The sequence below is a fragment of the Mesorhizobium sp. WSM4806 genome, assembly GCF_055811635.1.
Map to the genome: position 1 here is coordinate 358161 of NZ_JBVVQZ010000003.1, position 19743 is coordinate 377903.

At 62.9% G+C, this 19743-nt stretch carries 19 protein-coding genes; 7 read left to right on the forward strand and 12 right to left on the reverse strand.

Annotated features, from left to right (window positions below; translation table 11 throughout):
• Window positions 1–58: 58 nt before the first annotated feature.
• The 3 genes from AC0L2M_RS07135 to bglB are packed head-to-tail and all read right to left on the reverse strand — an operon-like array spanning window position 59 to window position 4502.
• A complete protein-coding gene (locus AC0L2M_RS07135) occupies window positions 59–2584 on the reverse strand; it encodes a hypothetical protein (RefSeq protein WP_473531651.1) in 2526 nt (841 codons plus the stop codon).
• A complete protein-coding gene (gene kduI / locus AC0L2M_RS07140) occupies window positions 2581–3417 on the reverse strand; it encodes a 5-dehydro-4-deoxy-D-glucuronate isomerase (protein ID WP_473477739.1) in 837 nt (278 codons plus the stop codon). The genes AC0L2M_RS07135 and kduI overlap by 4 nt, the downstream gene beginning before the upstream one ends.
• The gene (gene bglB / locus AC0L2M_RS07145) at window positions 3414–4502 is read right to left on the reverse strand and encodes a beta-galactosidase BglB (RefSeq protein WP_031254343.1); all 1089 of its coding nucleotides are present in this window, start codon (window positions 4500–4502) and stop codon (window positions 3414–3416) included. Before bglB ends, kduI begins: the two co-directional genes overlap by 4 nt.
• A 119-nt stretch (window positions 4503–4621) precedes the next feature.
• Here bglB and AC0L2M_RS07150 point away from each other — a divergent pair, with 119 nt between their 5' ends.
• Entirely contained in the window at window positions 4622–5665 is a 1044-nt protein-coding gene (locus AC0L2M_RS07150; protein WP_023797644.1) for a LacI family DNA-binding transcriptional regulator, read from the forward strand.
• A 38-nt stretch (window positions 5666–5703) separates the two neighbouring features.
• On the opposite strand, the gene AC0L2M_RS07155 is transcribed toward AC0L2M_RS07150, so the two are convergent.
• Together AC0L2M_RS07155 and AC0L2M_RS07160 are read right to left on the reverse strand one after the other, a co-directional pair.
• Window positions 5704–6249: a flavin reductase family protein gene (locus AC0L2M_RS07155; protein ID WP_023797645.1), complete on the reverse strand. Its 546-nt coding sequence runs from the start codon at window positions 6247–6249 to the stop codon at window positions 5704–5706.
• Between the two features lie 67 nt (window positions 6250–6316).
• The gene (locus AC0L2M_RS07160) at window positions 6317–7474 is read right to left on the reverse strand and encodes an LLM class flavin-dependent oxidoreductase (RefSeq protein ID WP_473534451.1); all 1158 of its coding nucleotides are present in this window, start codon (window positions 7472–7474) and stop codon (window positions 6317–6319) included.
• Window positions 7475–7604: 130 nt separating this feature from the next.
• Between AC0L2M_RS07160 and AC0L2M_RS07165 the strand changes: the two genes are divergently transcribed.
• Both AC0L2M_RS07165 and AC0L2M_RS07170 read left to right on the forward strand, forming a co-directional pair.
• Window positions 7605–8282, forward strand: a complete 678-nt coding sequence (locus AC0L2M_RS07165; RefSeq protein WP_031254346.1) for a GntR family transcriptional regulator — start codon at window positions 7605–7607, stop codon at window positions 8280–8282.
• Between the two features lie 9 nt (window positions 8283–8291).
• Window positions 8292–9419: a Gfo/Idh/MocA family protein gene (locus AC0L2M_RS07170; protein WP_287171266.1), complete on the forward strand. Its 1128-nt coding sequence runs from the start codon at window positions 8292–8294 to the stop codon at window positions 9417–9419.
• A gap of 18 nt (window positions 9420–9437) precedes the next feature.
• On the opposite strand, the gene AC0L2M_RS07175 is transcribed toward AC0L2M_RS07170, so the two are convergent.
• The 7 genes from AC0L2M_RS07175 to AC0L2M_RS07205 all read right to left on the reverse strand — a co-directional run bounded on the left by AC0L2M_RS07175 (window position 9438) and on the right by AC0L2M_RS07205 (window position 15729).
• Window positions 9438–10493 carry a 3-carboxy-cis,cis-muconate cycloisomerase gene (locus AC0L2M_RS07175; protein ID WP_287171265.1) on the reverse strand — a complete coding sequence of 352 codons (1056 nt, stop codon included), beginning with the start codon at window positions 10491–10493 and terminating at the stop codon, window positions 9438–9440.
• Entirely contained in the window at window positions 10490–11104 is a 615-nt protein-coding gene (gene pcaG / locus AC0L2M_RS07180; protein ID WP_287171264.1) for a protocatechuate 3,4-dioxygenase subunit alpha, read from the reverse strand. Before pcaG ends, AC0L2M_RS07175 begins: the two co-directional genes overlap by 4 nt.
• Window positions 11104–11862 carry a protocatechuate 3,4-dioxygenase subunit beta gene (pcaH, locus tag AC0L2M_RS07185; protein WP_287171263.1) on the reverse strand — a complete coding sequence of 253 codons (759 nt, stop codon included), beginning with the start codon at window positions 11860–11862 and terminating at the stop codon, window positions 11104–11106. The genes pcaG and pcaH overlap by 1 nt, the downstream gene beginning before the upstream one ends.
• Window positions 11863–11864: 2 nt before the next feature.
• Window positions 11865–12263: a 4-carboxymuconolactone decarboxylase gene (pcaC, locus tag AC0L2M_RS07190; RefSeq protein WP_287171262.1), complete on the reverse strand. Its 399-nt coding sequence runs from the start codon at window positions 12261–12263 to the stop codon at window positions 11865–11867.
• The gene (gene pcaD, locus AC0L2M_RS07195) at window positions 12260–13060 is read right to left on the reverse strand and encodes a 3-oxoadipate enol-lactonase (RefSeq protein WP_287171345.1); all 801 of its coding nucleotides are present in this window, start codon (window positions 13058–13060) and stop codon (window positions 12260–12262) included. Before pcaD ends, pcaC begins: the two co-directional genes overlap by 4 nt.
• 5 nt (window positions 13061–13065) lie before the next feature.
• Entirely contained in the window at window positions 13066–14958 is a 1893-nt protein-coding gene (locus tag AC0L2M_RS07200) for a bifunctional sugar phosphate isomerase/epimerase/4-hydroxyphenylpyruvate dioxygenase family protein (RefSeq protein WP_473534452.1), read from the reverse strand.
• Window positions 14959–15042: 84 nt separating this feature from the next.
• Window positions 15043–15729: a TetR/AcrR family transcriptional regulator gene (locus AC0L2M_RS07205; protein ID WP_128166363.1), complete on the reverse strand. Its 687-nt coding sequence runs from the start codon at window positions 15727–15729 to the stop codon at window positions 15043–15045.
• A 176-nt stretch (window positions 15730–15905) separates the two neighbouring features.
• Between AC0L2M_RS07205 and AC0L2M_RS07210 the strand changes: the two genes are divergently transcribed.
• The 4 genes from AC0L2M_RS07210 (at window position 15906) to AC0L2M_RS07225 (ending at window position 19742) form a co-directional block, all read left to right on the forward strand.
• The gene (locus AC0L2M_RS07210; protein ID WP_473534453.1) at window positions 15906–16817 is read left to right on the forward strand and encodes a shikimate dehydrogenase; all 912 of its coding nucleotides are present in this window, start codon (window positions 15906–15908) and stop codon (window positions 16815–16817) included.
• Window positions 16818–16865: 48 nt separating this feature from the next.
• Window positions 16866–17852, forward strand: coding sequence for a TRAP transporter substrate-binding protein DctP (gene dctP, locus AC0L2M_RS07215; protein ID WP_287171256.1), 987 nt, complete (start codon window positions 16866–16868; stop codon window positions 17850–17852).
• Window positions 17853–17925: 73 nt separating this feature from the next.
• Complete coding sequence (locus AC0L2M_RS07220) at window positions 17926–18444, forward strand: TRAP transporter small permease (RefSeq protein WP_091595709.1); 519 nt, start codon at window positions 17926–17928, stop codon at window positions 18442–18444.
• A complete protein-coding gene (locus tag AC0L2M_RS07225; RefSeq protein WP_473534454.1) occupies window positions 18441–19742 on the forward strand; it encodes a TRAP transporter large permease in 1302 nt (433 codons plus the stop codon). The genes AC0L2M_RS07220 and AC0L2M_RS07225 overlap by 4 nt, the downstream gene beginning before the upstream one ends.
• Window position 19743: the final 1 nt, after the last annotated feature.

Here is a 19743-nt window from a genome sequence, read left to right on the forward strand (position 1 = left end):
CTTCACCGCTTGATTGTCGCTGTCCGAGCTGCTTGTCGGGCTCCTTTTGATCCGATCCTCACCTGGTTCCGATGGCGTCGGCTGTGAAGAACGTGGCTTCGCCGCTGACCTGCCAGTCGGCCGGATCGATGACACGGTCTTCAGTCTCAATGCGGCCATCCGGATGGAACAGCACGTCGCCATATTCCGGGTCATTGACATGCAGAAGGCCGCTTTTTCCGTGGCCGAGCGCGAGCTGAGAAAACTGCGCCTCGAATTCCTCCAGCGACCCGTATTGCCGGCGCCGGCCCAGACGGATGATCCACGCGGCTTGATGGCCCGGCACGCGCAGCTCGTTTCCAGTCGTCGGCCCGCGGCCGACGAGCTCGAAGGCGCTGTCGGCCTTCAGCATCGCGAGCCCATCGCCGCCGCGCGCCGAAGCTATATGTTCCTTGACCCTCGCTTCGTCGAACGCGCTCTGTGGGAACCAGGCATGGGTAAAGTCGGGTTGCTCGGCAGCGCAGCTGAACATCACAACCGCCAGGTCGCGGTATTGATGCACGCGCGGCAGAGATCCGGAGCCGCCCCAGTAAGACGGACGGCCATAGCCCGAATGAATTGTCTCGCCCGGATGGTTGATCCATATCTGCGCGTCGGGATTGCCGCCGAGGCGCAGGTGCAGCACCGTTTCCTGATAACCCCATTCGTTCCAGCGATAGGCTGCTGCGCTTCCCATGGCGAAATCGCGGGTCTTGTAGTGGTAGAGCTTGGCGATCCGGTTCTGGCCCTGCGCGAAGCACCATTCCTGCGCGTCGTCGCCGGCCATGCAGGCGATACCGGTCAGTTCTTGCGGGACGTGGAGCCCATGGTCGCGCAGGCAGAGCGCAAGCTGCGGCAGGGCGTGGAAGCGCATGCCGTAGAAACCTTTGCCCCACAGCATGCGTGCAATGCCGGAAAGTTCCAGCGAACGGGCGGCGCGCAGCGTGTGTTCGTAGGAGCGGCCCTGCGCGCCGGTAAGCATGCCCTGCTGAGCCGAGCGGGCGACGATCTCGAGCAGGCGGTTGATCGCAGCCCCGGCGCGCCGGCGCACATCGGCGTCTGGCCCAAGCGCGTACAGGATCGTCAACCCTTTGAGATCGATCGGGAAATAAGGGGCGGAGTTGAATTCCGCCATCTCCCATGCCTCGAAATGATCAAGCCAGGCGCGCACGCGCGCAAGGCCCACGGTCGACTGCTCCGCGCCGGTGCGCCCCGAACGGACAAAGCGGGCATCGGGCAGGAGGTGGCCGCCGAGATAAGCCGCGGTGTGAAACAGAAGCGCGTGGTTTTCGGAAAAGTACCACTGCACGTCGTTGCCCGGCTCATCCATCCAATAGCGATAATTGAGGATCGCCTCGTCAATGCGGTGACGGAGATCGACCGCGATCCTGTCGCCATAGGCACGACGGCACCAGAGCAGTGGAACCAGGATGAAATCGGCGCAGTCGTGGCAATCCTCGATCGCCGGCAGTGCAGCAGCAATGATGGCGTCGGTTTCGGGGCCGCCACGGCCGGTCGCCAGCCGCGCCAGCGCCCGCACGGTATCGGCCTCTGCGAAGTTGGAGACCTGTTCCAGGGCTTCGCCGATCCTGTCGGCAAGGACGGCGGGAGCGCGGCCCTGACGCGCCGCATGACAGATCTCGACGCCGAAGACCCGCTGGGCAACAAAGCCTGAAGATGAGAGCGATACGGCAAAATGCCGGAAGTCGGCGGGAAGGTCTTCCGTGGCGGCAATCGTGATGCGTCTTGCCCCCGCTTCGATGCGGCGGCGGAAGATCACGGGCGCCTCGATCGACATGAAGTCGCCCTCGATCACAACAGCTACATCCACCGCAACCGGCAGCGCGACATCCGTCACCAGCGCCACTTCGCCGCCGGAATAAAATGGACGCTCGAAATGCATCGCGTCGAGAGCGGCTTCCATGGCCGCCGCGACGTCGCCTTTGACGGTCGTGGGCAAGACCTGTTCGGCAGTTGGGCCCCGGAGATAGTCGAGTTGGAAGAAGTAGCGTGCGTCACGCTCGGCGAGATCGTCGAACCAGATGCTGATCTCGTTGGCGCCGGCGACGAGATCGACCTCGAAATCCTGAGAAGCCTCGAGATTGCGCCCGTAGGGCGCCATCCAGCCGGCCTCTATCCCGTTGACGAACAAAACGGCGCCGCCGCAGGTGCGCAGCCGCAGCCGCGCCTGGCCGTCCGAGCCTGCATCGAGCACGGTACTTGCCCAGGTGGCGACCACGGTCGGGCGGAACCAGAAGCCCGACAGGTCGACACGGGGCGAGCCGAACGGAAGCCAAACACGGTCCGGCTCGAACACGCCCTGCGGCTCGGGCCGTTTCCCGCGGCGTTCGGCGGCAAACTCGGTTCGGCAGGGATATTCGTGCGGGATGAAATTCTTGTGCTTGGTCAGGAAGAAGAAGGGATCCATCTCCCCTTGCATCGGCTGATCCGCAACATCGTAGCGCTGCTCGGACGTCGTGCCGACGAGCCAGTAAACGACGGGGCCGCCGAGCGCGAGCGGCCGGCGCAGCGTAAGATCGTGCGTGATCGGTTCCACGGTGTTCATCGCAGCGTCTCAACGGGCACGGGCGACACGTCGTTATAGGCCTGGTTCTCGCCGGTCATACCCCAGACGAAGGCGTAGGGGCCGGTTCCGCTGCCCATATGGATCGACCAGGCCGGCGAGATGACACATTCGCCATTGGCCACGATCAGATGGCGGGTATTGTCCGGCCGTCCCATCAGATGGATTACCCGATCTTCCGCCGCGAGATCGAAATAGAGATAGGCTTCCATGCGCCGCTCATGCAGGTGAGGGGGCATGGTGTTCCAGACGCTGCCCGCAGCGAGATCCGTGATGCCCATCAGCAACAGACAGGAAGGCGCGACTTCCGGATGAATGTACATGCGCAATGTGCGCTTGTTGGCGCGTCGCTCCTCGCCGAGTTCGAGCGGCTTCGCCTCGGATTTCGTGATCAGCCGATGCTTGATGTCTGCGCCGGCCGGAACCGAGTTCATATAGAACCAGGCGGGGTGCGCGGCGCTGTCGCTTTCGAGCGTCACTTGCTTAGCGCCGCGCCCGACATAGAGCACATCGCGGTTGGCGAGCGCGAAGCGCTGCTGGTCGACGCTCACCGTTCCTGCGCCGCCGAGATTGGCGATGCCCATCTCGCGCGCGGTGAACAGATGAGGCGTGCCGACGTCCGCGCCATCGCCGAAACTCAGCGGCTCTCCGGTTGGGCACGCGCCGCCAACGATCATGCGGTCGACATGGGTGTAAGCGAAGGCGATACGGCCGGGCTCGAACAGCCGCTCCACCAGAAACTCGGCGCGCAGCCGCTCCGTTCCGTAGCCATCGATGTCGCCCGGACCGGCGCCGAAGAGAACGCGCATCGTCATGCCGCTGCCTCGTCAGCTTCGGCATGGATCATCCCCTCGGTGAGGCAGAGGATCGCCAGGGCCTGGCCGTAGCCGGTAGGCTGGATCGGGATGTCGCGGTAGAACTGGAGATCATGGCCCATGCGGGTGCCATAGGAAACGTTTCCGAGCACGCCGTTCTCGTCGATGCTGGCCAGCACCGCGTCGAGTGCGCGCCGGCCCGCTGGACCGCACGCCTTGGGCCCGAAGCCCAGGCGCGCAGCTTTCATGAGACCATAGCCGATGCCGGCGGTGGCCGACATCTCCTCATAGGAGGTCGGGTCATCGAGCAAAGTGTGCCATGCTCCCGATGGCGCCTGCAGGCGCAGCAGCGCTTCGATCTGCGCTTCCAGCACGCCGAGCAGATAGGCTTCGACTGGCTTGCCGACACCACCATTTTCGATCAGGTCGAGGATGCCGACCGTGATCCAGGCGTTGCCGCGGGCCCAGAGAGCGCCGGCAAAATTATGTCGGCCGGCAAATGTCCAGCCATGGAACCACAAGCCGGTTTTCGGGTCGGCGAGATAGCGCGCATGGACGAGGAACTGGCGAACAGCCTCGTCGATGCAAGCTTGCCGGCCGGCCGCGCGGCCGTGGAAAGCGAGGAACAGGCCGGCCATGAACAACGTGTCGTCCCACAATTCGTCGTCGTTGATTTTGTCTGAGACATTGTGCTGGAACCCGCCCTCGGGCGTGCGAGGCATGTCGCGAAGCAGCCTTTCGGCCCATTGGCAGAGAGGCGTTTCCCAGCGCTGGTCGCGTGTCTCGCCCCAGAGCAATGCCAGCGCCATCATCGGAGCGGTGGTGTTGATGTTCATCGGCGGCAGGCCCGCCCTTAAATGGCGCTCGTACCAATCTTCGATTGTCTTCAAGAGTTTCGGGTCGCGATTGTGCCGCCAGAGGCAAACGAGGCCGTAGAGGCCTACACCCTGCGGCCATTCCCAGGAATCGAAGCTGATGTAGTCGCCGGCCGTGCCGTCGAGGTTGGGCTCGTCGAAACGGCCGTCATGGCGCAGGCCGGTCATGCCGCGCACGAGCAGGTCGAGCTTTGAGCGCATATCTCTCATGGACGACGCCACCACTCCTCCCAAGTTTGCGCGATGTCGGGCAAATGGGTGCCACAGGAATTTTTATTGCGCAATCTGAAATTTTTTTGCAGCATGAAGGCCTGGTGAGGAAACAGCCTATGGTCGTCAAGGTCGAAAGCGGGAAGCGCGGCACGCCCAGCCGGCGCGTGCGGCTCGAAGACGTCGCCGCGCGCTGTGGCGTATCCGTCAGCACGGCGTCGCGGGCGCTTGCTGGCGGCAAGGGCGTGCGCGGTGACCTTCGGTCGACGATCATCGAAACCGCCAGGAAGTTGAACTACACGATCCCCACGTCGATCGCCGGCCGCAAGGTGATCCTCGCCGCAAGCAACGCTGCGAGGATCGACTATGGCCGCAACCAGTTCACCTTCTATGTGCTCGACGGACTGAACGAGCGCGCAAAAACTCTCGGTGTCGAGCTGGTGTCGCGCTCGATCGCCGACGCCGGTGAGCAGATCGCGCTGCTCAATGAGGCCAGGCAAGACAAGAGCGTCGTCGGTTGCCTGTTTCTGACGCTTGACGACGAGGCGGTGCTGACGCTGACCGGCGGTTTCGGCAAGCCGATCGTGCTCATAAACGGCGACGACCCGGCGATGCACCATTCGAGCCTGACGCCATGCAACCGCTCGGCGGCGCATCTCGCGACGCAGCACCTGCTCGACCTCGGCCACCGGCGCATCCTGTTCCTGATGCGACGCGGGCGGCGCACGATCGAGCGTCGCTTCGAGGGCTGGCAGGATGCACTGCGAGAGTGCGGCCTGGCGGCCGGCGACCTGGCCGTGGAGGTGGCGGATTGGCTGCCGGACCTTGCGGCGGAAGCGATTGCGCGGCGCATCGAGGCGCGTGGCCTCGATTTCACAGCCGTGCTCGCCGCGGGCGACAGTCTCGCTATCGGCGCGATGATGGCGATCCGGAAGTCGGGTTACGAGGTGCCTGCCGACGTGTCGGTCATGGGCATGGATGACCTTCCGCAGGCAGCTTTCCAAAACCCGCCCCTCACGACGATGCATATCCCGATGCGCGAGATCGGCGCGGCGTCGCTCGACCTCCTGCTCGCCGATCTCGGCGGGGACCTGCCGCCGCGCCGTATCGAATTCGCCTGCCATATCGTGCAACGCCAGTCGACCGGCCCGGTTCGCGCCTGAGACGTATGGTTCACACCGCTGTCCGGGCCAGGCCATCGCTACATCGGTGTGGCCACGTTCGAACCGTCTTCGAAGCGTCCGTAACCTCCGCCGAAGAAAAGCAGAGGTTCGCCGTCTCGCAAGGTCGCGGCGGTTACGCGGGCAACGACGATCAAATGGTCGCCGCCCTCATGCCCGGAGATCCGCACGCATTCGAACCGCGACAGGCAGTCACCCAGCAGCGGCACGCCGGCATCGTTCAGGTCGTGCGGGAGGCCGTCAAAGGCTTGACCGGCGCGAGCGAAGCGCTGGCTCAGCTCGATCTGCTCCGCGCCCAAGACATGAACCGCGAAATGCTCGCAACCAGCGAAGGCGGCAAAGCGCCTCGAATGCCGGCCGATCGACCAGAGCACGATCGGCGGGTCGAGGGACACCGATGCAAAGCTGTTCGCGGTGATGCCGACGGGACCATCAGGCGTCATCGTGGTGACGACGGTGATACCGGTCGCAAACCGGCCGAGCGCGTCGCGGAACTCGCGCTTGCGGTCGGGGCCGGGCACGAAGCTTTTCATCGGTTGCTGCTCGGGGTTGAGGAAGTGGTACATCAGGCGCCCTCCTGGCCAAGGGCTGCGGTGGAAGCTTCAATCTCGTTGACGCGCCTTCGCAGCATCATCATCGCCGCTCCCCGGTTCCGAGCGGAGTCGCCGGGGTGATTTCCGGCACCCGGCCATAGACATGCGGCAGCGAGCAGGTGTTGATGTTCGGCAGCACGCGCTTGCCGAAGGACAGGGCCTCGTCGAGATGCGGATAGCCGGAGAAGATGAAGGCGCGGATGCCCATTTTCCGGTATTCCTCGATCTCGCACATGACTTGATCGGTCGAGCCGACGATCGCGGCGCCGCAACCGGAGCGTGCGCGGCCAACGCCGGTCCACAGATGCCGCTCGACATAGCCTTGTGCGTCGGCGCCGGCGCGGTTCTTTGCCTGGTGCGCGACGCCCAGGGATGTCGCGTCCAGTGCGCGGCCGCGGATAACGCTGCCCTGCTCGTCATCGAGTTTCGAAATCAGTTCCTCGGCATATTCGCGGGCTTCGGCTTCGGTGTCGCGCACAATCACGTGGACGCGCAGGCCATAATCCAATGTGCGGCCATGGGCGGCTGCACGCTCGTGAACATCACGCATGCGGTGCGCCAACACGTCCTTCGCCTCCGGCCACATCAGATACACGTCACACTGTGCGCCGCAGAGTTCGAGCGCGTCGGGCGAATAGCCGCCGAAATAGAGTAGCGGCCCGCCATTCTGTTGGTAGGGCTTTGCGGGGTCGGCGGTTACTTTCCCGAATTGGTAGACCTCGCCCTGATGGTTGATTTCATCGCGCGTCCAGGCCTGACGCAGGATCTCGATGACCTCGCGCGAACGCTGATAGCGGAAGCGGCTGTCGGCGAGTTCGCCGGGAAAGTCGGAAGAGATGACGTTTACAGTCAATCTGCCCTTCAGCATGTGGTCGAGCGTTGCGAGCGTGCGCGCCAGCATGATCGGTTGCATTTCGCCGCAACGCACCGCCGCGAGAAGGTTGATCGCCGAGGTTATCGGAGCGCAGCCCGCCACGAAGGACAGAGTATCCTGGCCGACCTGATAGGACGAGGGGCACAGGATATTGCGAAAGGCCAGTCCTTCGGCTGTCTTGACGATATCGGAGCAGTGCTCCCAACTCGACCGCAGCGCGCCATCCGGTACGCCGAGATAGCGGAAATCATCGGAGCACAAAGCGGAAAACCACGACACTTCAGCAGCATCGAGATCTGCGGACGTCACCGGAACGACCGTCAATGTCGGCACTCCTCGTGGTCAGAGACTGGATTTCCCTGTTGCATATCATTCGTGTTTGTGTAGATCAATAGTGTATCAATTTTGCGTTGGAGACAATGTGACCACGTCCAGAAACGCCTATGCGCTTCCGATGCATCAGCAGGTCAGCGAAATGCTGATTCGCGAGATCGCGGCCGGGCGGATGATTGAGGGCGAAAAGCTTCCGCCGGAGCGCGACATGGCTGCGGGGCTCGGAATAGCGGTCGGTACTTTGCGCAAGGCGCTCGGCGATCTCGAGCGCAAGGGCTTGCTCAGTCGCATCCAGGGTTCCGGGAACTACGTACGTTCGCAACCTGACGTGGCCAGTGTCTATTCCATGTTCCGGCTGGAACTCCTGGAGGGAGGCGGGCTGCCGACGGCGCGCGTTCTGTCAGTCGATCGGCTGGCGAAACCGATGGACCTGCCGGTGTTCGGGTCGAGCAGCGAGGCCCATAGAATAAGGCGGCTGCGGAGCCTCAGCGGCAAGCCGGCGGCGCTGGAGGAGATCTGGCTCGACGGTGCCCGTGTGGAGACGGTTGCTATCGAAGAACTGTCGGATTCGCTCTATCTCTACTACCGCAAGGCGCTCGGCTTCTGGATCTTGCGTGCAGAGGACCGCGTCGGGGTCGGCCAGGTGCCGGGATGGGCGCTGCCAGAATTCGGCCTCGCGCCGGGCGCTGCCGCCGGCTTCATCGAGCGTACCGGCTGGATGCAGGACGGCGCCAGCGCGGAGTTTTCCAGGACCTGGTTTGATCATGGCGTCGCGCGCTATGTCGCGCGGCTGCGATAGGGAACGGATATGGCGAAGCACATTTCCTACGGCATCATCGGCTGCGGCATGATGGGGCAGGAGCATCTTCGCAATATCGCGCTGCTGCCCGATGTCGGCGTCGCGGCCATCTTCGAGCCCGACGCGACAATGCGCGCACGCATGGCAGGCCTCACCCCGCAAGCGTCGATCGCCGGCTCGGTCGCGGAGGTGGCGGCCGATCCGCGCGTCGACTGCCTGCTCGTCGCCAGTCCGAACTATGTGCATTTCGCACAGCTCAAGGAAATCGCCGCTATCCGTGCGCTGCCTATCCTGGTCGAGAAGCCGCTTTTCACCGATCCGGTCGACGCAGTCGCGGTGAAGGCGTTCGCCGCGACCTATACCGCACCAGTCTGGGTCGCGATGGAATACCGCTATATGCCGCCGGTCGCTCGATTCATCGAGCAGGCGCAGGACGCCACCGGTGGCATCCGGATGCTGACAATCCGCGAACATCGCTACCCGTTCCTGGACAAGGTGGCCCACTGGAACCGCTTCAACCGTCGATCGGGAGGCACGTTCGTCGAAAAATGCTGCCATTTCTTCGATCTCATGCGGCTAATCCTGAAATCGGAACCGGTAAGAATCATGGCGTCGGCCGGACAGGAAGTGAACCATCTCGACGAAAATTATGATGGCGAAACACCCGATATCTGGGATTGCGGCTACGTGCTGGTCGATTTCGCCAGCGGCGCGCGCGCCATGCTGGAACTGTGCATGTATGCAGAGGGCAGCCGCTATCAGGAGGAGATCAGCGCCGTCGGTGCGCGAGGTAAAGTCGAATGCCTGGTGCCGGGTCCCGGCCGCTTCTGGCCAGCCCATCTCGGCGCGGCGCCGACGCCGCAGTTGATCGTCAGCCCACGCTTTCCGCAGGGACCGTACACCGTCGAGATCCCGGTCGACCCGCAATTGTTGACGGCCGGCGATCACAACGGCTCGACTTTCTATCAACATCAGCGGTTCTGCGCCGCCCTGCGAGGCGAGGGCCCGGTCGAGGTGACGCTGGATGATGGCTGGAAAGCTGTCGCCATGGGTATGGCCGCACAATTGTCGGCAAACCAGGGCACGGCCATTTCCAACCCACTCGATGCCTGCGAGAGCGCAAGATCCACGGCGTGAGCCGCCTAGTGGGATCAGTCAACCCTTGCCTCCGATTGCCGCTATGGTTCTGACCAGCCTGTCCGCGACACAGGTCGATGCTCCAGCCGCCATGAGCATCTGCGGCAGGATCAACCATTCCAGCGTCCAGGCTGCACCGGAGCGCTCTTGCTCATGGATCAGCGCATGATGCATTCCCGACAATTGGACCGCGTTGTAGCGGGCAAGCGTCACCAGCATCTCGGCGTCGACGGGATTGCGCTTGTGCGCCATGGCGGACGACGAACCGCCGCCCGCCCTTTGCAGCTCGTCGCCTGCCTGCGCCATCAGCGCAATGTCCTGCCCGAACTTGCCGAGGCCGCCCGTCACAAGCGACAGCCAGTTGGCCAGCTCAGCGATGCGGTCGCGCTGGCTGTGCCATTGCGGCGCGTCGCCAAGGCTTAGCTGCCGGGCCAGCGCGGCACGGATGGCGGCCCCCTTGTCTGCGAACTTCTCGAGTGTCCCGGCGGCGCCGCCGAACTGGACGACGAGAATCGATCCTCGCACCAATTGAAGCCGCTCGTGGTGGCGCACCAGCGGTTCGCACCAGCTTGTGACGCGGTCGGCTACGGAAATCGGAATCGCTGCCTGCATTCGGGTTCGGGCCATCAGCGGGCGATCGCCAAACCGATGGCCGAGATCGGCGAAGGCGACCACCAGAGCCGAAAGCCGTTCTTCCAACAGGTCGATACAGGCGCGAATTCTCAGGATCATGGCCGTGTCGATCACGTCCTGGCTGGTCGCACCGAAATGCACATGCTCCGAATGCGGCTCTCCGACAGCATGCCTGATCTGCCGCACGAGTTCCGGCACCATGACGCCGTCGCGCGCCGTTGCGTCCCTCAGGGCCTGGATTTCCGGCCGGAAGTTGTCGAGGACGCGCCCGATGGCGCTTGCTGCAGCCGCCGGGACGATGCCGAGCGCACCTTCTGCGTCGGCGAGCGCCTTCTCGAATTGCAGCATCGTCGCAAGTTCGACCTCGACGCCGAGCAGCGTCGCCATCTTCTCATCGCCGAGAAGCCCGGACAGGAGGGGATTGTCGAATGCTGCGATCATATGTCGAAGAAGACCGTCTCGTTGATGCCCTGGAGATGAATGTCGAACTTGTAGATGTCGCCATCGCGCGGCGCGACCAGCGTTGACACGCGCTCTTTCTGCTCAATGCGCATCAGGACGGGATCCTCGGCGTTGGCGGTTTCCTCATCGCCGAAATACATACGGGTGTGAAGGCCAATGTTGATTCCACGCGCGACGATCCAGACCGTCAAATGCGGCGCCATCTTGCGGCCGTCAAAAAACGGCACGCGACCGGGTTTGATGGTTTCGAACAGGCATTCGCCCGTCGTCATGTCGGTGGGCAGCCGGCCCCAGCCGGTAAAGTTCGGGTCGGCGGAGCCGCGCAGATCCGAGGGCGAATTGTAGATGCCGGCGGCGTCCGCCTGCCAGATCTCCACAAGTGCGTCGTTCAGCGGCGAGCCGGCGCCGTCGATCACCCGGATATTGACCCTGATGCGTTCGCCCCTGGTCTTGTCGTTGACCATCGCGGTGCCAAGGTCGCGTTCAAAGACGCCCGAGATACCGGCAAAGTTGGGCGTCAGCCCGATATGGACATAGGGTCCCGCGGTCTGCGAGGCGCTTTCCTTCAGCCGGCCAAGAGCCTGGACCATCAGTTGCCCTCGATGCGGTTTTCGAACAGCGTCGAGCGGCGGCCGCGCAGTACAATGTCGAATTTGTATGCCCGCGCATCCATCGGTATCGTTGCCTCCATGTCGAGTGCGGCGGTGAGGCCTTCAATAGCGCGGCGGTCGTTGATGGTCCGCACGATCGGGCACCTCCAGATCATCGGGTCGCCCTCGAAATACATCTGGGTGATCAGGCGCTGCACGAAGCCGTACCCGAAGATCGAGAAATGGATGTGCGCTGGACGCCAGTCGTTGGGTCCGTTGGGCCAGGGATATGGCCCCGGCTGGATCGTGCGGAAACAATAGGAGCCATCCTCGCCGGTGATGGTGCGGCCGCAGCCGCCGAAGTTCGGGTCGAGTGGCGCGAGATAAGTCTCCTTCCTGTGTCGATAGCGTCCGCCGGCGTTGGCCTGCCATACCTCCAGCAACGCACCGGCGACGCCGATGCCGCGCTCGTCGAGCAGGCGGCCATAGACGAGGATGCGTGGCCCGATCGCGCTTTCGCCCCGCCCGGCAAAATTGTGTACGAGGTCATTGTCCAGTTCACCGAGAATACTTTGGCCGAAGACCGGCCCGGTAAGCTCCGACAGCGTGTTGTCGAGGGAAAGAAGCGGCCGTTGCGGCGAGCGCAGCACGGACGTCTTGTAGGCTGGCGTGAAGGCCGGCGGATGCCAGTTGCGGTCGCGCGGAAAGAAGGCGCCGATTTCCGGCGTGCGGTTGGCGGGAAAGCGCGACTTGGTCATGATTAGCCGGCTTGAGCGTCGATTTCGTCGAACGTCTTCCTGGCGATCTTCATCGCATGATTTGCCGCCGGTACCCCGGCATAGATTGCCACATGCAGCAGCGCCTCGCGTATGTCGTCGCGCGTCGCCCCGGTATTGACGCTGGCGCGGATATGTATCGCAACCTCTTCGTCCTGCTTCAGCGCGGCGAGCAGCGCGATGGTGATCATGGAACGCTCGCGCCTGGTGATGTTCGGCCGCGACCAGACGTGGCTCCATGCAGCCTCCGTGATCAGTTCCTGGAAAGGAATGTCGAATTCGGTCTTGGCCGCCTCTGCCCGGTCGACATGGGCGTCACCCAGCACCGAACGGCGCATCGCCATCCCTTCGACGTATCGGTCGCCGTGTCGTGGCTTGCTCATTTGCGCTCTCTTGGCATGTCGTTCAGGAAGCCACGGATCAGCCCGGCCAGCCTTTCCGGCTGCTCGACGCATGGGATGTGGCCCGCACCGGAGATGACCTCGAATCGTGCGGCGGGGATTGAGCGGGCCAGCGATTCCACCAGTTCAGGCGGCGTCGATCCGTCCTGATCGCCGACAATGCAGAGTGTCGGCACTTTGATCGCGGCGGTCGTCGCGGTGAAATCGGCGTCGCGGATAGCCGCGCAGGCAGCAGCGTAGCCGGCCGGATCCTGGCGCGTCAGCATCGTTTTATAACCCGCCAGTTCCTCGCCGCGATTCTTATGGAAATCCGGCGTGAACCATTTTCGCATCACGTCGTCGGCAAAGCTGGCGATGCCCTCCGACAGGGTCGCGTTGATGCGCTCGTTCCACATCTCGGCCGTACCGATTTTCGCTGCCGTATCGCAAAGGATCAATCCCTCGATCAAATCCGGCCGCGTCTTGTAAAGGCATTGCGCAATGACGCCGCCGATCGAAAGCCCGCAGATCACCGCGCGCTTTACGCCAAGATGGTCGAGCAGCCCTGCAAGGTCCGTCGCATGGGTCTCGATTGTTTGCGGCGCGCCACCCAGTTCGCTCAGGCCGTGTCCGCGCTTGTCGAACGCAACGGATGTACAGTCGTCGGCCAGCCTTCGCTCGACCTCGTTCCAGATGCGCATATCCGTGCCGAGCGAGTTGGCGAAGACGACCGTCGGCCTGCCAGTTTTGGGACGATGCCGGTAGTGGATCGTCGCGCCATTGATGCGAGCAAAGTTCATACTTGTCATAGCTTTGGCATTCCTTTGGGCCGCATCAGCCGTTTTTGCGCGGCGATGCGGAATGGTGCGTTCGGCGCACCATAGCCTGCATACGCGCCGCGCCGTTCAACGAACTCGATAATGAATCCCTCTCCGAATGTCGGCGCATAGAGCTGAAAAAATTCGCCGTTGTCGTCGCGGTCATAAAGGATGTTGTCCGAGCGTAACCGATCGGCGACTTCCGGATCCAGACCGAAGCGCGCTTCTACGTCGTCGTAGTAGTTCATCGATATCTGAAGCGGTTCGAAGCCGTTGGCCTGCAGCTTCGCCGCCGTCGCAAAGATGTCATCCGTCGCGAGTGCCAGATGCTGGACGCCGGAACCAAAGGTTTCGGCGATGAAATGGCCGGCCAGGGTGCGGTGACTCTCGGCGCCGTTCAGCGTGAGGCGGAAGCGCTTGTCCAGACCTTCGATGACCTGGCTGCGCACGAGGCCGGCCGGATCGACGATGTCGACCATCGGGGTCTTGGTCGTCCTGAAGATCGAGACATAGAACAGCAGCCAGCTCGGCATCTCCTCCTGTGCCATGGTCTGCCCGACATGATCGATACGGGTGAGGCCGACGCCATTGCCGGACCTTGCCGACGTGACCGGCGTGAACTCTATGTCCCAGACCTTCGCCAGGTCGGTCTTGGCATCGAGGAAGTAGATCAGTCCGCCGCCGACGCCGCGGATCGCCGGGATCGACAACTCGCCGGGCCCGACCCGCTGGTGAAAGATCTCCGCGCCCAGTGCCTCGGCGCGCGCCACCGTGGCGGCGGCGTCCTCGACCTTCAGGCCCATCGCGTATGCCGACGTGCCATGGACAACAAAGGAAGAATGGGCAAAGCCCTGCCGCTCGGTGTTGATGACGATATTGATCTCGCCCTGGCGGTAGAGCGTGACCTCCTTAGAGACGTGCCGACCGGCCTCGACAAAGCCGAGCATGCGCAACAGCGATCCAAGCTGTCCGGCGTCCTGGCGATCGGCCGCGAACTCGATGAACTCGACCCCTCCGACCCCGATGCGGTCGGGCATTGGCGGGATGGCCATGTCAAGTGCCGGTTCTTCACGCCGCACCTGGTCCATCAACCATACGAGCGAACGCCGTCCGTCGACGGAGATCGCCTTTGCCGACCCGCCACGGAACTGGTCGTTGAAAATCTCGAGCGACAGATAGCCGTCATAACCGGTTGCCGCGACCGCCTGCATGAACTGTCGCACCGGCAGATCGCCTTCGCCTGGCATGTTGCGGAAGTGCCGGCTCCAATAGAGCAAGTCCATGTCGATCAGCGGCGCGTCGGCGAGTTGGACAATGAAGATCTTGTCCGCGGGTATCGAACGGATCGAGCCGAGCTCAATCCTGCGGGCCAGCGTGTGGAAGGAATCGAGAACCAGCCCGACGTTCGGATGGTCGGTCCTGCGCACGATTTCCCAGGCATCGCGATGATCGTTGACGTGACGCCCCCAGGCCAATGCCTCGTAGCCGACGCGCAGACCGCGCCTGGCGGCGCGCTCGCCAAGCTCGCGAAAGTCCATGGCCGCCCGGTCGATCCCGCCAAGCGAGACCGGCGACACCGACGAGCATACGAGCATCAGATCGGTGCCGAGTTCCTGCATGACGTCGAACTTGCGCTCGGCACGATCGAAGGCGCGGTTGCGCTGCGGCTCCGGCAACCCCTCAAAATCCCTGAACGGCTGGAAGAGCGTTATGGTCAGACCTGTGTCACCAGCCATTCGGCCGACGTCGCGCGGCGAGCCGTCAAAGGCGAGGAAATCGTTCTCGAAGATTTCGACACCGTCGAAGCCCGCGGCGGAAATTGCCGCGAATTTCTCCGCCAGGTCACCGGCGATCGACACCGTCGCGATCGACGTCTTCAAACGCGCCTCCTCCCTGGTTTGTCGTGAACGAACCAGTTCGTACATAACTAAGGCAACGCTGGCAGCACCGCAAGTTTCGGCCGCTCAGCGTTCTGCGGGAGCTTCGTCCTTCGCGACAAAACGCAACAGCATCTCCACGCTGTTGCGTTTGAGCCGCTCGAGTTGTGCCGGCGCGCCGAAGTCGCGTCCGAAGATCATCGAAAAGGTGGTGCGATTGGAAACGTTGAAGAAGCACAGCGCGCTTACTTGCCAATGGAGTTCGATCGCGTCGAGTCCCGGCCGGAAGACCCCCTCTTCGACACCGCGTGAATAGATGCGAGAGATGTGGTCGATCGCCGTCACGTTCAGTTCGCGGATCGCATCCGATTGTTGGAGGTATTGGCCGTGATGGATGTTCTCGATCATCACCATGCGGATGAATTCCTCGTGTCGGTGATGGTGGTCGAACGTGAACTCCACGAGGCGCGTCAGTGCCGCCACGGGGGGCAGACCTTCGATATCAAGTTGAGCCTCGCCCTCGCGCACCTGACGATACGCGTTCTCGAGCGCGCGCAGGTAGAGGCCTTCTTTATCGCCAAAATAGTAGTAGATCATGCGCTTGCTGAAGCGTGTGCGCGCCGCAATCTCGTCTATGCGCGCGCCCGACAAACCGTTCAGGGCAAACTCCTTGGAGGCGATCTCCAGGATGTTGCGGCGCGTGCCCTCAGGGTCCTGGATACGCGTCGTGCTCGCGTCCGGCTTCGGCTTTCGTTCTTTCTTGATAACGGCCATGCAGTTTGAGTTCCCGCCCCGGCGCAGCCGGCATTTGACTAAACTAACCAGTTAGTACATCATTCGCAAATCGCGACCGGCTCATTTACCGGCGCGTTTGGCGTGAACACAAGGGCGATCCAGGAATTGCCGCATTTGGGCTGGGAGGCGGCCCGTACAGGGAGGAATTTCGGGAGATGGGCGACGACAGCCTTGTCGACCTCCTTTGCCGTCTTGCCGACGAGCACAAGGGCGCCGCCAGCGGCGACAGCGAAAAGGTCGTGATTGGCCTCGTCGGACGCGGTATTCAGTCCTCGCGCACTCCCGGCATGCACGAGCGTGAAGCCCGGCGCCTTGGCATCGGCTATTCGTACCTTTTGCTCGATTTCGACCGGCTCGGATTTCCGGACGCGGCGATCGGCGACTTGATCGCGGCGGCGGAAATTGCAGGCTTTCACGGCCTCAACGTCACGCATCCGTTTAAACAGGCTGTCATTCCCGTCCTCGATGCGCTGTCGCCGGAAGCGCGCGCGATAGGCGCGGTGAATACGGTCGTCTTTGCTGGCGGACGCAAGGAAGGCCACAACACCGACAGCTGGGGTTTCGCGGAGAGTTTTCGCGAGGCGATGACAGGCGCATCGATGGGCTGTGTCGCAATGTTCGGCGCCGGCGGAGCGGGCGCCGCAGTCGCAAACGCACTGATGGAAATGGGCGTTGGCCGGCTGTTCGTCCTCGACAGCCAACCCGGTCGCGCCTCGGATCTTGCGTCGCGGATGGGCGCCTTGTTCGGCGGTCGCGTCGAGACGTGGCCGGACCCGGCTGCAGCCGTGCGCATGGCAAACGGCATCGTCAACACGACGCCGGTGGGCATGGCGAAGTACCCCGGAACACCGTTCGACACGGCTCTTCTGACATCCGAAAAATGGGTCGCCGACATAATCTACTTTCCGACCGAAACAGAGTTGTTGGTGGCGGCCCGAACGATCGGCTGCAGAACGCTGCCGGGCACCGGCATGGCGATCTATCAGGCCGTCCGCGCGTTCGAACTCTTCACCGGGCGCAAGGCCGACCACCGCGCCATGGCAGATCATTTCGAGGCCGCCGCATGAAGGCAATGACGCCTATAACCATATGAAGACCATAGGGAGGAAATCGACATGAAAGCTGAAATGAACCGACGCCTGTTTATGGCCGCCGCCGGCGCACTCGCTGCCGCGACCGCCGTTCCCGCCTTCGCGCAGGACAAGCCGAAGCTGCGTTTCTCGGCCGTGTTCTCGGAACAGGACATCCGGGCCGAGATGATGAAAATGTTCGCCGACGCCATCAAGGACGACTTTGCCTTCGAGGGTTATTACGGCGGCAACCTGTTCAAGCAGGGCACCGAACTTGTCGCCATCCAGCGCGGCAACCTCGAGATGGGCAACGTCGCCCCGCAGGACATCTCCAAGCAGATTCCGGCATGGTCCATCGTCACCGCCGGCTACCTGTTCCGTGACGCCGCGCACGTGAATGCGTTCTTTGCCAGCGATGCCGGTGCGGAGCTGAAGAGGATGACCGAGGACCAGCTCGGCGTGAGGGTGCTCGGCCCTACCTATTTCGGCCTGCGCCAGGTCGGCCTGAAGCCGGACAAGGAAATCAAGACTCCCGCCGACATGGCAGGCATCAAGCTGCGTATGCCGGGTGGCGACGCCTGGCAATTCCTCGGCCAGGCGCTCGGTGCGAACCCTACGCCAATGGCCTATGCCGAGGTCTATACCGGCCTGCAGACAGGCGCAATCGACGGGCAGGACAATCCGTTGCCCAACGTCGAGAACATGAAATTCTACGAGGTCATGTCGCAGATCGTGCTTACCTCGCACCTTGTCGGCTTCGACCTTCTCAGCATCTCGAAAAAAGTGTGGGACGAGATGGGGGCCGAGAAGCAGGCAAAGGTCCAGGCCGCGGCGGACAAGGCGATCGACTTCTCGACAGAGAAACACCTGACGCGCGAGAAGGAACTCGTTGAAACATTCAAGGGCAAGGGCCTGAAGATCTACGAACCCGATGTCGCAGCATTCCGCAAGCATGTGCAGGAGCAATATCTTGCCTCCGACCTGGCCAAGGAATGGCCTGCCGGGATGGTCGACAAGATCAACGCGCTTTGACGCGACGAACGCGCCGGCCGGTCCGCTTGCGACCGGCTGGCCGGTTTGGCCAGACGCCCGTCAGGGAGGCATCATGAACCCGGGATTGAGAAAGGTGGGCGGCTGGCTCTACCGGCGCGCCGAGAACGCCATCGCCATCGCAATCGGCGCCATGTTCGCCGCGTTTCTGCTGCAGGTTGCTTTTCGCTACCTTCTCAACTGGCCGACCGGCTGGAGCAACGAGCTCACCGTCGTACTCTGGATCTGGGTTGTGCTGTTCGGCGCAGCGTTCGTCGTTCGTGAAGAAGAGGAAATCCGTTTTGATCTCCTCTACGCCACAGTCGGTCCGGACATCAGGCGGGTAATGACGCTTGCCTTCGCAATCGCTCTCGTCGCGCTCTATGGCTGGTCCTTTCCGGCCGTCTTCAGCTACGTGACCTTCATGAAGGTCGAGAGCACCGCCTACCTCAAGATACGCTTCGACTGGCTGTTCTCGATCTATCTCGTCTTCGTGGTCGCCGTGATCGCCCGTTACCTGTGGCTGGCGTGGCGTGCTCTGCGCGGCGAAGCACCGGCGGAATTTGACCCCACGAAAGCGAGTTCGGGCGTATGAATCTCGCGAGTCCGTTTTCGCTGTCAGTCGTTGCGATCACAGCGCTGGCCCTGCTTGGCCTGCCGATCGGTCACTCGGTGATCGCCGGGTCGATTCTCTATCTCTGGCTTGCAGGGCTCGACATGGGCACGTCGGCCGAGCAGCTCCTCAACGGGCTCTACACAAGCTATATTCTGCTTGCCGTACCGATGTTCATTCTCGCCGCGGAGTTGATGAACGCCGGGACAATGACCGACCGGCTGCTGCAATTCTGCAATGCCGTTGTCGGCCGTTTCCGCGGCGGCCTGGCGCAGGTCAACGTGCTGCAGTCGATCATCTTCGCCGGCATGTCCGGCTCGGCCATCGCCGACGCCGCGGGCACCGGCAAGATGATGCAGCAACTCATGACCAAGGATGGCAAGTACCCGGCGAGCTATGCCGCTGCGCTGACAGCCGTCACCTCCGTCATCGGCCCGATCATTCCTCCGTCGATTCCGCTGGTCATCTATGCGCTGATCTCGGATGCATCCATCGGCTACCTCTTCATTGCGGGTATCGTGCCGGGCCTTCTTCTCGCCCTGTCGCAGATGATCATCGTCGCCATCGACGCGCGCCGGAAGAACTTTCCGGTCGAGAAGCCGGTGCCGCTCAGGGAATTTCCGGGGATCACCTTGCGCGCATTTCCGGCGCTGATGCTGCCGGTCGTTCTGCTGGTCGGCATAAGGGGCGGCGTGATGACCCCGACCGAGGCCGCGGCGGTCGCCGCCGGCTACGCGCTGCTCATCTCGGTCGCGATCTATCGCAGCGTGACGCCGGGCCAACTCTACCATGCGCTTCTCAACAGCGCCCGCACCACGGCCTCGATCGGCATGCTCATCGCCGGCGCCCTGGTGTTCAACTACGTTGTCACGGTTGAGAACATTCCGCAGTCCCTGTCGGTGATCCTGAAGTCCTGGGATCTTTCGCCGATGGGTTTCCTGATCCTGGTCAACATCCTGCTGCTGATCCTAGGCTGCGTGCTGGAGGGCACGACTATCCTGCTGGTAATCGTACCGGTGCTGATTCCGACGGCGCAGGCGCTCGGTGTCGACATGGTGCATTTCGGCGTAATGGTCGTCGTCAACATCATGCTCGGGCTCGTCACCCCGCCCTACGGGTTGCTGCTGTTCATCATGACCCGCATCGCAGAGGTGCCGCTGCGCGACCTGGTGCACGATGTAATGCCGTTTCTCTACGCCATGATTGCCGCCCTGATGCTGATCACCTTCTTCCCATCGCTGGTGCTGTGGCTGCCGCGCCTGCTGGGCTATCAAGGATAGG

What these genes read in the sequence shown, in the direction of transcription:
- AC0L2M_RS07135 (WP_473531651.1), bottom strand. Translation starts at nt 2,584, where the DNA reads ATGAACACCGTGGAACCGATCACGCACGATCTTACGCTGCGCCGGCCG.
- kduI (WP_473477739.1), bottom strand. Translation starts at nt 3,417, where the DNA reads ATGACGATGCGCGTTCTCTTCGGCGCCGGTCCGGGCGACATCGATGGC.
- bglB (WP_031254343.1), bottom strand. Translation starts at nt 4,502, where the DNA reads ATGAGAGATATGCGCTCAAAGCTCGACCTGCTCGTGCGCGGCATGACC.
- AC0L2M_RS07150 (WP_023797644.1), top strand. Translation starts at nt 4,622, where the DNA reads ATGGTCGTCAAGGTCGAAAGCGGGAAGCGCGGCACGCCCAGCCGGCGC.
- AC0L2M_RS07155 (WP_023797645.1), bottom strand. Translation starts at nt 6,249, where the DNA reads ATGTACCACTTCCTCAACCCCGAGCAGCAACCGATGAAAAGCTTCGTG.
- AC0L2M_RS07165 (WP_031254346.1), top strand. Translation starts at nt 7,605, where the DNA reads ATGCATCAGCAGGTCAGCGAAATGCTGATTCGCGAGATCGCGGCCGGG.
- AC0L2M_RS07170 (WP_287171266.1), top strand. Translation starts at nt 8,292, where the DNA reads ATGGCGAAGCACATTTCCTACGGCATCATCGGCTGCGGCATGATGGGG.
- AC0L2M_RS07175 (WP_287171265.1), bottom strand. Translation starts at nt 10,493, where the DNA reads ATGATCGCAGCATTCGACAATCCCCTCCTGTCCGGGCTTCTCGGCGAT.
- pcaG (WP_287171264.1), bottom strand. Translation starts at nt 11,104, where the DNA reads ATGGTCCAGGCTCTTGGCCGGCTGAAGGAAAGCGCCTCGCAGACCGCG.
- pcaH (WP_287171263.1), bottom strand. Translation starts at nt 11,862, where the DNA reads ATGACCAAGTCGCGCTTTCCCGCCAACCGCACGCCGGAAATCGGCGCC.
- pcaC (WP_287171262.1), bottom strand. Translation starts at nt 12,263, where the DNA reads ATGAGCAAGCCACGACACGGCGACCGATACGTCGAAGGGATGGCGATG.
- pcaD (WP_287171345.1), bottom strand. Translation starts at nt 13,060, where the DNA reads ATGAACTTTGCTCGCATCAATGGCGCGACGATCCACTACCGGCATCGT.
- AC0L2M_RS07205 (WP_128166363.1), bottom strand. Translation starts at nt 15,729, where the DNA reads ATGGCCGTTATCAAGAAAGAACGAAAGCCGAAGCCGGACGCGAGCACG.
- AC0L2M_RS07210 (WP_473534453.1), top strand. Translation starts at nt 15,906, where the DNA reads ATGGGCGACGACAGCCTTGTCGACCTCCTTTGCCGTCTTGCCGACGAG.
- dctP (WP_287171256.1), top strand. Translation starts at nt 16,866, where the DNA reads ATGAAAGCTGAAATGAACCGACGCCTGTTTATGGCCGCCGCCGGCGCA.
- AC0L2M_RS07220 (WP_091595709.1), top strand. Translation starts at nt 17,926, where the DNA reads ATGAACCCGGGATTGAGAAAGGTGGGCGGCTGGCTCTACCGGCGCGCC.
- AC0L2M_RS07225 (WP_473534454.1), top strand. Translation starts at nt 18,441, where the DNA reads ATGAATCTCGCGAGTCCGTTTTCGCTGTCAGTCGTTGCGATCACAGCG.